The sequence below is a fragment of the Desulfovibrio desulfuricans genome (genome assembly GCF_024460775.1).
Classification (GTDB): domain Bacteria; phylum Desulfobacterota; class Desulfovibrionia; order Desulfovibrionales; family Desulfovibrionaceae; genus Desulfovibrio; species Desulfovibrio desulfuricans_E.
In genome coordinates, this window is the sequence record NZ_JANFYZ010000010.1 from 84832 (window position 1) to 97026 (window position 12195).

Annotated in this window: 9 protein-coding genes and 1 riboswitch; of the genes, 5 read left to right on the top strand and 4 right to left on the bottom strand. The window is 58.2% G+C overall.

All coding sequences use genetic code 11. The features are described from left to right. Positions 1-44: 44 nt before the first annotated feature. Together rbr and NE637_RS11935 are read right to left on the bottom strand one after the other, a co-directional pair. Positions 45-620, bottom strand: coding sequence for a rubrerythrin (rbr, locus tag NE637_RS11930; RefSeq protein WP_192113312.1), 576 nt, complete (start codon positions 618-620; stop codon positions 45-47). 116 nt (positions 621-736) lie between these two features. Then, a complete protein-coding gene (locus NE637_RS11935) occupies positions 737-1240 on the bottom strand; it encodes a FlxA-like family protein (RefSeq protein WP_227118835.1) in 504 nt (167 codons plus the stop codon). Between the two features lie 201 nt (positions 1241-1441). On the opposite strand from NE637_RS11935, the gene NE637_RS11940 reads away from it, so the two are divergent. The 3 genes from NE637_RS11940 to NE637_RS11950 all read left to right on the top strand — a co-directional run bounded on the left by NE637_RS11940 (position 1442) and on the right by NE637_RS11950 (position 6568). Continuing rightward, positions 1442-2491 (top strand): M48 family metallopeptidase, encoded by a 1050-nt coding sequence (locus NE637_RS11940; protein ID WP_227118836.1) that lies wholly within the window; start codon positions 1442-1444, stop codon positions 2489-2491. Between the two features lie 384 nt (positions 2492-2875). Next, positions 2876-5176 (top strand): Orn/Lys/Arg family decarboxylase, encoded by a 2301-nt coding sequence (locus tag NE637_RS11945; protein ID WP_192113309.1) that lies wholly within the window; start codon positions 2876-2878, stop codon positions 5174-5176. A gap of 69 nt (positions 5177-5245) precedes the next feature. Then, positions 5246-6568, top strand: a complete 1323-nt coding sequence (locus NE637_RS11950; RefSeq protein ID WP_227118837.1) for an amino acid permease — start codon at positions 5246-5248, stop codon at positions 6566-6568. 67 nt (positions 6569-6635) lie between these two features. Here the strand turns inward: NE637_RS11950 and NE637_RS11955 are convergent, their stop codons facing one another. Both NE637_RS11955 and NE637_RS11960 read right to left on the bottom strand, forming a co-directional pair. Beyond that, positions 6636-7295, bottom strand: coding sequence for a potassium channel family protein (locus tag NE637_RS11955; protein WP_192113307.1), 660 nt, complete (start codon positions 7293-7295; stop codon positions 6636-6638). Positions 7296-7337: 42 nt separating this feature from the next. After that, positions 7338-8702 (bottom strand): TrkH family potassium uptake protein, encoded by a 1365-nt coding sequence (locus tag NE637_RS11960; RefSeq protein ID WP_227118838.1) that lies wholly within the window; start codon positions 8700-8702, stop codon positions 7338-7340. An 84-nt stretch (positions 8703-8786) separates the two neighbouring features. Next, positions 8787-8902, top strand: a riboswitch (TPP riboswitch). A gap of 57 nt (positions 8903-8959) precedes the next feature. Here NE637_RS11960 and thiC point away from each other — a divergent pair. Together thiC and NE637_RS11970 are read left to right on the top strand one after the other, a co-directional pair. Further along, complete coding sequence (gene thiC / locus NE637_RS11965) at positions 8960-10240, top strand: phosphomethylpyrimidine synthase ThiC (RefSeq protein ID WP_192113305.1); 1281 nt, start codon at positions 8960-8962, stop codon at positions 10238-10240. A gap of 427 nt (positions 10241-10667) precedes the next feature. Continuing rightward, positions 10668-11879, top strand: a complete 1212-nt coding sequence (locus NE637_RS11970; protein WP_227118839.1) for an iron-containing alcohol dehydrogenase — start codon at positions 10668-10670, stop codon at positions 11877-11879. Positions 11880-12195: the final 316 nt, after the last annotated feature.

Here is a 12195-nt window from a genome sequence, read left to right on the forward strand (position 1 = left end):
GGTGTGAAAACGGGCAAGACAAAAAATCCCGGAGCCGATGCCGCCTAGAACGTGTAGTTAAGCTCTGCAAAGTAGGCCTTGGGATGCGCACACGCGGGGCACATCTCGGGAGCGTGGTCACCCTCCACAAGACAGCCGCAGTTCAGGCAACGCCATACCGTAGGCTTGGTGCGCATGAACATGCGCCCTTCCTTGATATCCTTGGCAAGCGTAAGAAAACGCTTTTCATGGTAGGCCTCGGCAACGGCGATCTGGCGCATGACGGCAGCAACCTCAGAAAAACCTTCTTTGTCAGCCGTAGCCGCAAATTCAGGATACATGACGGTGTGCTCGTGGTTTTCGCCACTGGCGGCTGCGATAAGGTTGGCCTCGCTGTCAGCGATGACCCCGGCAGGATACGCCGCCGTGATTTCCACATCTCCACCTTCAAGGAACTTGAACAGGCGCTTGGCGTGTTCTTTTTCCTGCAAGGCAGTTTCTACAAAAATTTCCTGCACCAGCACAAAACCGTCATTCTTGGCCCGCCCGGCAAAGTAGTCATAGCGGTTACGCGCCTGAGATTCACCAGCAAAGGCTGTAAGAATATTTTTTTCCGTCTGGCTGCCTTTCAGCGATTTCATAGCGTCTTCTCCTTGGAATGATTGGTGGCTGCGCGCCTATTGGCGCAACGGCAAAGAAGAGCATGGTCAATAGCGCCCCTCTTGTTGAACCACTCTAATCAGGAATCATTCCTATGTCAAGCAGAAGTAGACTCCGCTTCGGCAAGCTGTGCTTCGAGAGCCGCAATCTGCGACTCGAGCGACTGGATTTTGCTTTCCACCGCCGCGCTGCTGCCGCTGCCAGCGTGGCTGGCCAGGCTGGAAAGCTGGCTCTTCAGGGCCTCAATCTGCTTCTTGATCTTCTCGGTAGGATCGGAAGAACTGTCGCTACCGCCACCGCCAGCGCCCCCGGCCTTGGTCGAACCACCGCCACCAGCTTTGCCGGTTTCACCATCGGCAGTTTCGGCAGAAGTATCGCCCTTGTCTTCCGCAGATTGCGATGTTGCAGCCGTTGACGAGCCTTTGTCGTACATGTGGATCTTTTCAGAAAAAAGCTTCTTGGCTTCATCAGATATATCAACGGTGTCGCCTGAATCGGACGAATCGCTGCGCGTACGGATGGTATTCGACCCCAGACCAACCTTGTAAACCGCCTCAGCGTTGCTGGAACCCAACAGATTGCCAATCCCTGTTGCACTCATATGACGCCCCCCGCAGTAATCTTAGCTGCGAAATGCCGCATCATTTTTAATAGTGGCTCCCCCACAGAAACCCTGGGTGCGGCTGCCCAACGGGTTTGCACCCGGCAAAATCTGCCGGATGCACCTTTCCGCAGGTAGTACAGCAACAACCATGCCGCAGGCAGTCTTTACAGCCTTGGCCGCCTATGGCAGCTTTGCTGCATGCCTGCCCGCAAAGTCCCTGCCGCCCCCCTTCACGACCTGCCCGCCACGGTAGAATTTACCCTGGCCGATGGCACGCGCCTGACGGCGGCAGTGCGCCTTTCAACCCGTTCGCGCAGGGCAAAGCTGTCGCTCACGCCTCGGGGCGGCCTTGTGCTGACTATCCCGCTGACCATGGGACCAGCACAACTCCAATCAAGCCTGCCGCTCTTTTTGCCCTGGCTGGAGCGCGCCCGCACAACCCTGCTGCGCAGGGTGCCCGCCCCCCAGTTGCCGCCCAGCATCACCCTGCCGCTCACAGGTGAATTTTTTGCCGTTGTACCCGGTGGCGATATGGCAGCAGGGCGCAAAGCCGCCACGGCGCAAACCGGCAAAACTGCCACGGTACAGGTTGCCAACGGTGCACGGCGTTTGCTGCTGGTGGAAAGTTCGGATCAGGTGCGCCTGTATGGCGCCGTGGATGACATCTCTTTATGCGCGCAGGCCTTGCGCCAGTGGTGCCGCAAAAAAGCAGCACGCCTGCTGCCGCCGTATCTGGAGCAGCTTGCGACAACGGAAGGCTTTGCCCTTGCGGGTGTCAGCGTGCGGGACCAGAGCGGACGCTGGGGCAGTTGCTCCCGCCTGCGCCGGGGCCGCCCCCCTCAGCCCGTAGCGCAACGGTCAAAGCTGCCGCAAGGGGCTTTTGGTCGCCCCAGATCGCTGGAACAGCTCACCACGCGCATCCGCAACTTTTTTTCCACCCCGCCCCTGCCCGCCGCATATGACGCGGCCCCATCCTTTGCCCAAAGCGGCTCAGCCCTCGTCCCTGCACATCCGGAGGGACGCATCAGCCTCAACTGGCGCGCCCTGCTTCTGCCAGCCCCGCTGCTGGAGCACTTGTGCTGGCATGAGTTGTGCCACTTGCGTCATATGGATCATTCCCCGGCCTACAGGGAGGAGCTAGCCCGCTTTTCGCCCCAATGGCCCGCGCGTGAAAAGGCGCTCAACGCCGCGTGGCGGAGCTTGCCATGGTGGGCGCTGCCTGGCGAGGACGCCTCCCCCAGCCGCTGATTTCCCCCAAGCCTCGCCCTCGCTCCGCGCGCAAACATGCGCAATCCTGCATACGGTTGACAACATGAACCACGCCGTACACCAACTACCAAGATGCTCCATAAATGCGCTACAGGTGCAAACCCGCGCGCGATGGCGGGTTATATTAAAAAATATCCAGAGTATTCCGCAATGACGCTTCAATATATTGCATAAGCCCTCACGGAAAATGCATAATTTTTATTGAACCTTAGCCAGACAGAAATGGACAAAGTTTATACTTTGAGCGATAAAAGACAAACAGACAGATAGGCATTCAGTCTGCACAACACACCGTCATCATGCGCAGGCATCCCCTGCTGCGCACACCCTCTACTTGCCGCTGTAATGGTAAGGAGCGCGCCAATGCCCATAGACAAGCATGAATGGCCTGTACTGATTGTTTCTGGTGAATTTGACGCGGCAACAGATGAAGGTTGCAGACTGCGCGACCTGAAAAAGCAGCTTGTGGAAAACAAGGGATGCTCTGTTCTCATATCCCTGCGATATGAAGACGCTATAAATATTTTTGCATCCCGCGCAGACCTTGGAACTGTTATCATAGACTGGGACATACAGTGCGAAGACCCCGGAGAGCAGGCAACGGCAGCGGAGTTGCTTGAGAACATCCGCCTGCGCAACAAAACCATCCCGGTTGTGCTGCTCACTGATCATTCCGAGCTGGAGAATCTGCCCACGGATGTTCTTTCCAAGGTGGACGACTGCATCTGGAAGATAACAGATACCGTGGATTTTCTGGCCGGACGCATCGAAGTGCTGGTCAGCGATTACCTGCAAACGGTGTATCCGGCCTTTTTCGGCGGCATGGCCCGCTACGCCAATGAATACAAATACGCATGGCACACGCCCGGTCACATGGGCGGCGAGGGCTTTCTCAAAAGCCCCGCAGGAGTGGCCATGCACAAGTTTTTTGGCGAAAACGTCTTCCGCGCCGACCTTTCCATTTCCGTTCCCGAGCTTGGCTCCCTGCTTGACCACAACGGCCCTGTTGGCGATGCGGAAGAAAATTCCGCCAGAGTCTTTGGGGCGGACATAACTTTTTATGTGCTCAACGGCACCTCCAACGTCAACCAGATCATCTGGCGCAGCCAGGTGCTGCGTGACGATATAGCCTTTGTTGACCGCAACTGTCACAAATCGCTCAACTATGCCATGGTCATTACCGAGGCATACCCCGTGTATATGACGCCACGGCGCAACCGGCGCGGCATCATCGGGCCGTGCAGGCTTTCCGAATTTTCAGAAAAAAGCATCCATAAAAAAATCGCCGCCAACAAGCTCATTCCTGACGAGCTGAAAAGCTGCCGGGTCAAGATGTCCGCCCTCACCAACTCCACCTATGACGGGCTGTGCTACAATGTGACCAACATCAAGAAGCAGCTCCGCAAGAGCGTGGACAACCTGCACTTTGACGAGGCGTGGTACGCATACGCCCGTTTCAGCCCCATGTATGAGAACCACTATGGCATGACGGATGCCGACAATGTGGCCGATCATCCGCCCATTTTCTGCTCGCAGTCCACCCACAAGCTGCTCACGGCCTTTTCGCAGGCCTCCATGCTGCACGTAAAGCACGGTACGCATGTGCGGATCAACCGCGATGAACTCAACGAATCCTACATGATGCACGGCTCCACATCGCCACAATACAACATGATCGCCTCGCTCGATGTGGCCACCAAGATGATGGACGACGACGGCGAGGTGCTGCTGCGCGACACCATTGCCGAGGCCGTTCGCATCCGCCGCAAGATCACCCTCATGGAGCGGGAAATGACCGCCAGGGGCGACTGGTTTTTCAGCATGTGGCAGCCCAGAAGGGTTCCTTATCAGAAGGGTATGCATGACTTTCTGGAAGTGCCCGCCGAATATCTGGCAGAAAACCAGCTTCCCTGGGTGCTGAACAGCGACAACAACTGGCACGGATTTGACGATATTGAGCCGGATTACGTCATGCTTGACCCCATCAAGCTGACCTTCATCACGCCCGGCCTTGCGGAAGACGGCACAATGGCGGATACGGGCATTCCGGCTGCTATTGTCACCAACTACCTGATACGGCACCGCGTGGTGTGCGAAAAAACCGACTATTATTCCTTTTTGCTGCTCAACTCCATCGGTACCACCAAGGCCAAGGAAGGGGCGCTCATCTCGGGCCTGCTCAAATTCAAGCAGCTCTATGACGCCAATGCCCCGCTGAGCGTGGCCCTGCCCGATCTCTACGCCGCCTTTCCTGAAACATACAAAGGTATTGGCCTCAGAGATCACAGCAACGCCATCCATCGGCACTTCCGCGAGCACAAGCTGCTGGACAAGATGCAGGCAGCCTTTCAGGGCATACCAGATCAGGTCATGCGGCCTGCGGAGGCCTACCATGAAGTGGTGCGCCACAATGTGGAATATGTGGAACTGGCCGACCTGCGCGGGCGCGTCCCTGCTGTCATGATTGTGCCCTACCCGCCAGGCATTCCCGTCATGATGGGCGGCGAGGTGATGAACGAGGCGGCGGAACCCATATTTGCCTATCTTGAGGCGCGCCAAAACTTTGAAAATGCCTTTCCCGGTTATGAAAGCGACATCCACGGCGTAGAACGCATAGAACGCGATGGCAAAAAATACTTCAGCGTATTGTGCATAAAAAAGTAGCCATGTCCGCTGATTCCTGCCCCGGAGCGCCGGAGAGCAATTTTTAACCGCAGCAAAAGGACGGCAGCCATGACCACGCCGGGCACTAAAAAACTTGGTCTTTTCGCCTGCATCACTGTGGTGGCGGGCAACATGATGGGGTCTGGCATTGCTCTTTTGCCCGCAAACCTTGCGGGCATCGGCAGCATATCGGTCATTGGCTGGCTGGTGGCCATTCTGGGAGCCATGGGCCTGGCCTATGTGTTTGCCCGTCTGGGCATGGAAGACCCACAGGAGGGCGGCCCCATAGCCTATGCCAGCGAAATCGGGCCGGAGCTGGGCTATCAGACGGGGCTGCTCTATTATCACGCCAACTGGATAGGCAATCTGGCCGTAGCCATAACCGGCGTGGACTATCTTTCGGTATTCTTTCCCGCGCTGGAGCATCCCCTGTGGGCAGGCTTCGCATCGCTGGCCCTCATCTGGATATTCACAGGCGTGAACATTCTGGGCGCGGCCTGGATAGGCAGGCTTGTTTCCATCGGGATCGTCCTGCTGCTGATCCCCGTATTCATTACGGGCACTGTGGGCTGGCTGTATTTTGATCCTGCGGTGTTTTCCGCCAACTGGCTCGCCGGGGGCAAACCTGCGGGCAGCTCCGTCATGAGCGCCGTTGTGCTTTGCATCTGGAGCTTCATAGGGGTTGAAAGCGCCTCGGTGAACACAGCGGTGGTGGACAACCCCAAGCGCAACATTCCGCTTTCCACCCTCATCGGCACGGCTCTGGCCGGGCTTGTGTACATACTTTCCTGCACGGCCATATCGGGAATGTTTCCCGCAAAGCAGATGGCGGAATCCGGCGCGCCCTTTTCGCTGGCAATGGGGCATATCTGCGCAGGGCTGCCCCTGGCCCATCTGGTGCCGGACATGGTTTCGGCAGTGACCGCCTTTGCCTGCCTGGCCTCGCTGGGCTCATGGATAATGCTTGTTTCCAACGCTGGCTGCCGCGCCGCGCAGGACGGAACCCTGCCGCCCATCTTTGGCAGAAAAAACGCCAAAGGTCAGCCCGTAGCAGGGCTGGTTCTTTCAGCCTGCATGATGAGCGCCATGCTGCTTTTGATGATGCTTGTCAGCCGCGCGGGGGACACGCAGGATCTGTTCAACAGCATTACCAGCGTGGCCGTGCTGCTGACGCTCCCGGCCTATTACTACTCTGCTCTGGCGCTGCTCAAGCGGTATGGTCTGCGCAACCGGGCCGCATGGCTCAAGGTTGCGGCATCGCTCGGCGCTTGCATGTTCTGCCTCATCGCCTTTTCCGGCGCGGAAAAAAACGCCCTGTCCGGGGCTGTCATTGTCATGCTGGGCGCGTTCATTTTCTATGTGGGCAAACCACGCCCCGCCCGTCAGGGATAGCGTAAAAAAAGGCCTTCTCCGGTTCATGGGAAGGCCTTTTTTGTTTCTATTCGGCATCTGGTCAGGCTCAGGGTTTGAGCATGCGCATGGAATCTGCCTTTCCGGCCACCACAAGAGAGTCTCCCTTGTGCAGAACTGTTGTGGCGGGCGGCACAAAAACAAAGGCATTTTTCCCCGCCGGGCGAATACCCATGACCATAACATTGAACTGCTGTATCAGGTTCAATTCAATGAGGGTTTTCCCGTCCCACTCTTCCACGCGCAGTTCCTGAATGGCAATGCCGCCGTACTTGGGGATAAGGTCGAGCATGCCGGGGTGGGTCAACTGGTGGGCCGCCATGACGGCAGCCTCGGTTTCCGGCACCATTGCGCGGGTAACATGCAGGCGTTGCAGAATTTTTTTGTGTTCTTCGTTGGAAGCTTTTACCCATATCTTGGGGCCGTTCAGCTCCTGCACGTTGAGGGTGATGCTCAACGACTGTTCCACGCTTTCCCCAACGCTGATCACCACCCAGTCCAGATCCTGCACATGCAGCGACCGCAGTACGGCAATATTGGTGGCATCGGCCTTGTATACGGTATCCAGCGCTTCTTCCGCCCTTTGCACCCTGACCTCGGACATATCAATGCCAAGCACTGTATGCCCCAGCGACACCAGGGTGGAGGCCATGCGCAGGCCAAATTTGCCAAGGCCGATAACGCCGATTTCCAGTTTTTTTTCCGCCATAATTACCTCTCTGACCGTCAGGCCACGACCGGGCAGGCCCGCCTACCCGATGGGAAGCTGGGCCTCTGCCACGCTGTAGGCCTTTTTTGACCGCAGGCTCTGCACCGCCATAAGCAGGCTCAAAATGCCCACCCGGCCCGCAAACATGCTGAAAATTATGATTCCCTTGCCCGCAGAACTCAAATCCTGCGTTAAATTTACGGAAAGCCCTACAGTGCCAAGTGCCGAAACTTCTTCAAACAGCAGGCGCAAAAAGGATGCGGCCTGAGTGCCCGCTCCGGCAATAACTTCACCTTCCGTGATGGCAAGCAGAAAGACCGAAATCCCCACAAGCATTGAATAGGCAAAAAACAGGGTCAGCGCCCGGCTGACATTCTCAGCCGCCACGCCGCGCCCTTCAAGCACAATCTGGCTGTCGCCCCGGAACTGGGCGGCAATGTAGCCCGCAAGCACGCGAAAAGTCACAACCTTGATGCCGCCAGCGCATGAACCGGGGCCACCGCCGATAAACATCAGGGCTATCAACACCAGCAGGGTGGCATCGCTCAGCACGACGAGGTCAATGGAACTGAAGCCTGCTGTACGCGCCACCACCGAATGAAAAAACATGGTGATGGCAAGATCGGCGCATCCATCCATTGTTCTCGGCACGCTCCCTCGCCAGAACTCAATGGCGAACATGACCACCCAGCCAAGAACAATAATTGAAAGGCTTGTTTTCACCACCAGACGGCTGAAGCGGCTGAGGCGGCGCACAGGCGCGCCCATGCGCCCCCCCGTGCAGATGCCCAGAAATTCCCGCAGCACGCCAAAGCCTATGCCCCCCAGAACAACACTGGACGCAATAACGGCATTAACGACCACGTCATCGCGAAAGAGAGCCAGGTTGGTTGTGCTCAGGGCAAAGCCTGCATTGCAGAAGGCTGAAACAGCATGAAACACGGCGCTGAACGGGTAGAAAAATACAGGGTCGTGCAGCCAGAGCAGGAATGCGGCCACTGCCTCAATGCCAAAAACCAGCCCAAGCACCTGCCGCAAAAAGGCGGCAAGACTGAAGTCACCCCACAGCAAGGCCTGACTTACGGCCTCGCGGCTGTTGAAGGGCACGTTATTGCGCCACAGCAGAAAAATGATGCTTGTGTAGGTCATGACCCCCAGCCCGCCGGTCTGGATGAGGCACAACAGTACCCCCTTGCCGAAAGGGCTGAGCACCTCGCTTATGTCCAGCGGCGAAAGACCGGTAACGCAGACAGCCGAGGTTGCGAGAAAGCAGGCGTTAATGGGGCTGATGCTCTGCCCCTTGGCCCAGCTTGCAGGCAGACCGAGCAGTACTGACCCCGCAATGATAACCGCAAGGAATGACAACACCGGCCAGGTGAAGGGACTCAAAAAACGTTTTCTTGCCATATCCCGTCTATGCCAGCCGGGGCAGGTAAATGCAAGGCATGGCAAGGCGGGCTTTACAGCAGATGGCATACGGAGTATTCATGTAACCAGTGCTAGGGGAGCCGCGGATCGTAAGGTTTGGCGGCTGAGAGTGGGATAAACCCAGACCCTATGAACCTGACGCAGTTCGCACTGCCGTAGGGAAGCCGCGGCCACGACGCTGTTCCGCTGCTTGTGGCTTTTTTTGCGCCCTGCGTCGCAACCCGCGAGGCACAACCATGTCTGCATCTTTTCGTTCGCAGAATTCCGCTCTGAGCGGCCTGCTGGACAAACACCTCACCAATCTGGCCGAGGAAGAACAACTCGCCCCCGAATCCATTGTTGAAGCCATAGAGGCGGGCACAATGGTGCTGCTGGGCAACCCCGCGCATCCCAACCTCAAGCCCATTCTTGTGGGCCAGCCCTCACGCATCAAGGTGAACGCCAACATCGGCACTTCGCCCCTGTGCAACTGCCCTGCTACGGAAGAACGCAAAATCAAGGCCGCCCTTGATGCCGGAGCCGACACCGTGATGGATCTTTCCATCGCGGGCGACCTTGACGCCCTGCGCCTCGGCATGCTCAAGGCCTGCCCCCTGCCGCTTGGCACCGTGCCGCTCTATGCCGTGGGCCAGCAGATTCTGGACGCGGAGCTGGATATCGCCACCATGCAGCCCGATGCCCTGTTTGCCGAAATCGCCAAGCAGGCTGAACAGGGCGTGGACTTCATCACCGTGCACTGCGGCCTTTCCAAACGCGGCGCTGAAATGGCCGTCAAAAACAACCGCGTGCTGGGCATTGTTTCGCGCGGCGGCTCCATGCTCGCCCGCTGGATGCTCGAAAACAACCGGGAAAATCCGCTGCTGGAATACTACGACCGCCTGCTGGACATCTGCCGCCCCTACAATGTCACCCTTTCGCTGGGCGACGGCCTGCGCCCCGGCGCGGGCGTGGACGCGGGCGATGCCGCCCAGTGGGAAGAAGTCATCAACCTGGGCCAGCTTGCCAAATACGCCCTTGAACGCGGCGTGCAGTGCATGATCGAAGGCCCCGGTCACGTGCCGCTCAATCAGGTGCGCACCCAGATTCAAGGCATCAAGCGCCTGACCAACAATGCCCCCCTGTACGTGCTCGGCCCCCTGTGCTGCGACAGCGCCCCCGGCTATGACCACATTGCCGGTGCCATCGGCGGCGCCATGGGCGTTGAGGCTGGCGTGGACTTTCTGTGCTACCTCACCCCGGCCGAACACCTTACCCTGCCTGACGAGGCGGACGTGCGCGCTGGCGTCATGGCCTCGCGCGTGGCCGCCCATGTGGGCGAAGTGGCCCTTGGCCGCCCCGCCGCAGTTGCCCGCGAGGCTGCCATGAACGCCGCCCGCAAGGCTCTGGACTGGGAAGCCATGTCCAAGGCCGCCCTTGACCCGCAGATGCTCGAAAAACGCCGCGAAGACCACAAGACAGAAGAAGTCTGCGCCATGTGCGGCAAATTCTGCTCCGTCAAGATGCTGCGCGGCCATTAGAACATTTAACACCTGAAATGCTCGCTTATGGCGGGCAAAAGCCTGTCTGCCCGCATTTTGCGACAAGGATTTTTCAGAAAATCATTGTCGAGCAGGTTCCCTGATTTACTGAAGGAGGCCCCCGCAAGGAGGCCTCCTTTTTTTGCCTCAGTAGGAGCATCGCGGCCTGCATACCCCATAATGATTGCTCCCGCACACAGCGGAACGCACCCTCCCCTCAAAGTTCTGCGCGCTGGCATTGCCCGTTCTGCATGCCGCCGCGCAGCTTCTCCCGTGTGTCAATGTTGCGTAAAAAAATGTTTGTGCGCTCAAAGAGCTTTACTATCTGCCCGAAAGTTCTTATAAACATTTCATGTGAAAAAAATAACAAAATTTCAATCAACCCGCCCTCGCGGCGGATATGTGCCATAGCACACTGGAGGATCATATGTGGGATCAGGCTGCCGATTACAAGAATGTGCGGGAAATCCGCGTTAAGACAACTACCTATCTGGGCGTTGGCGCCATTGATAAAATAGACGATATCCTTGCCCAGCTTAAGAGCGAGGGCATCACGTCCATACTCTGCGTTTGCGGTGGGCGTTCATACAAAATCACGGGCGCTTGGGACAAGGTTGAAGCCGCAGCACAAAAGCACGGAGTCACGTTGGCGCTCTACAATCGCGTCACCCCCAACCCCACCACCGACAGTGTGGACGAGGCCGCAGCCTTGGGCCGTTCAGTCAATGCGGGCGCAGTGCTGGCCATAGGCGGCGGCAGCCCCATCGACTGCGGCAAGAGCGCCGCCATCCTGCTGGCAAACCCCGGCAAGACTGGCGATGATCTGTACTGCTTCCGCTTTACGCCGCAAGCGGCCCTGCCCATCATCGCCATCAACCTCACCCACGGCACCGGCAGTGAAGTCAATCGCTTTGCCGTGGCAACTGTGACCAAGCTGAACTACAAGCCCGCCATTGCTTACGATTGCATCTACCCCCGCTTTGCCATTGACGACCCCGCGCTCATGACCGGGCTTTCACCCGACCAGACGCGTTATGTGTCCATTGACGCCGTCAATCATGTGGTGGAAGCCGCCACCACCACTGTCACCAACCCCTTTGCCATTTCGCTGGCGGCAGAGACCATCCGGCTTGTGCACCAGTGGCTGCCTGCCGCCCTTGCCGATCCCTGCGACCTCAAGGCCCGCTATCAGCTGTGCTACGCCGCCATGCAGGCAGGCGTGGCTTTTGATAACGGTCTGCTGCACTTCACGCATGCGCTTGAGCACCCCCTGAGCGCCGTCAGCCCCGACCTGTCGCACGGTCTTGGGCTTGCCGTTCTGCTGCCCGCAGTAATTCTGGAATGCTACCCCGCGCGGCCCGATGTGCTGGCGCACATTCTTGCGCCCCTGGCCCCCGGCCTCAAGGGCCTGCCGGAAGAAGCTCCGCAGGCCGCCAAGGCTGTAGAGCAGTGGCTTGCCAGTGTGGGCGTGCCGCAAAAGCTTGAAGACCTCGGCGTGACCGCCGCTGACGTGGACAAGTTCTGTGATCTGGTGGAACAGACCCCTTCGCTGGGCCTGCTCATTTCCGTTGCGCCTGTGGAAGGCACGCGGGAACGCGTGGCGCGCATTTACAACAATTCTCTCAAGCCCATGGCTTAAAAAGGATCGCCATTGCCAACGCACTGTGCGTTGCAATTGAAAGAGGTCAGCGCGTGAGTGCTGGCCTCTTTTTTGGGGTGCCTGCGCGGCGAGCGATTTCGCCTCCCCGGCATGGTGTTGTGAATATTTGCTGCCCTTCGGGCGCTTGGTTACGCCCGCCAGCGGAGCTTGGGACGCCTGTGTGGCGTGCGATTTCGCCTTCCCGGCGCGGTGTTGTGAGTGGTTGCAGCCCTGCGGGCGCACTATTTCGCCCTTAGGCGAAGCTTGGGACGCCTGTGTGGCGTGCGATTTCGCCTTCCCGGCGCGGTGTTGTGAG

What these genes read in the sequence shown, in the direction of transcription:
- NE637_RS11960 (WP_227118838.1), bottom strand. Translation starts at nt 8,702, where the DNA reads ATGGCAAGAAAACGTTTTTTGAGTCCCTTCACCTGGCCGGTGTTGTCA.
- NE637_RS11955 (WP_192113307.1), bottom strand. Translation starts at nt 7,295, where the DNA reads ATGGCGGAAAAAAAACTGGAAATCGGCGTTATCGGCCTTGGCAAATTT.
- NE637_RS11945 (WP_192113309.1), top strand. Translation starts at nt 2,876, where the DNA reads ATGCCCATAGACAAGCATGAATGGCCTGTACTGATTGTTTCTGGTGAA.
- NE637_RS11940 (WP_227118836.1), top strand. Translation starts at nt 1,442, where the DNA reads ATGCCTGCCCGCAAAGTCCCTGCCGCCCCCCTTCACGACCTGCCCGCC.
- thiC (WP_192113305.1), top strand. Translation starts at nt 8,960, where the DNA reads ATGTCTGCATCTTTTCGTTCGCAGAATTCCGCTCTGAGCGGCCTGCTG.
- NE637_RS11970 (WP_227118839.1), top strand. Translation starts at nt 10,668, where the DNA reads ATGTGGGATCAGGCTGCCGATTACAAGAATGTGCGGGAAATCCGCGTT.
- NE637_RS11935 (WP_227118835.1), bottom strand. Translation starts at nt 1,240, where the DNA reads ATGAGTGCAACAGGGATTGGCAATCTGTTGGGTTCCAGCAACGCTGAG.
- rbr (WP_192113312.1), bottom strand. Translation starts at nt 620, where the DNA reads ATGAAATCGCTGAAAGGCAGCCAGACGGAAAAAAATATTCTTACAGCC.
- NE637_RS11950 (WP_227118837.1), top strand. Translation starts at nt 5,246, where the DNA reads ATGACCACGCCGGGCACTAAAAAACTTGGTCTTTTCGCCTGCATCACT.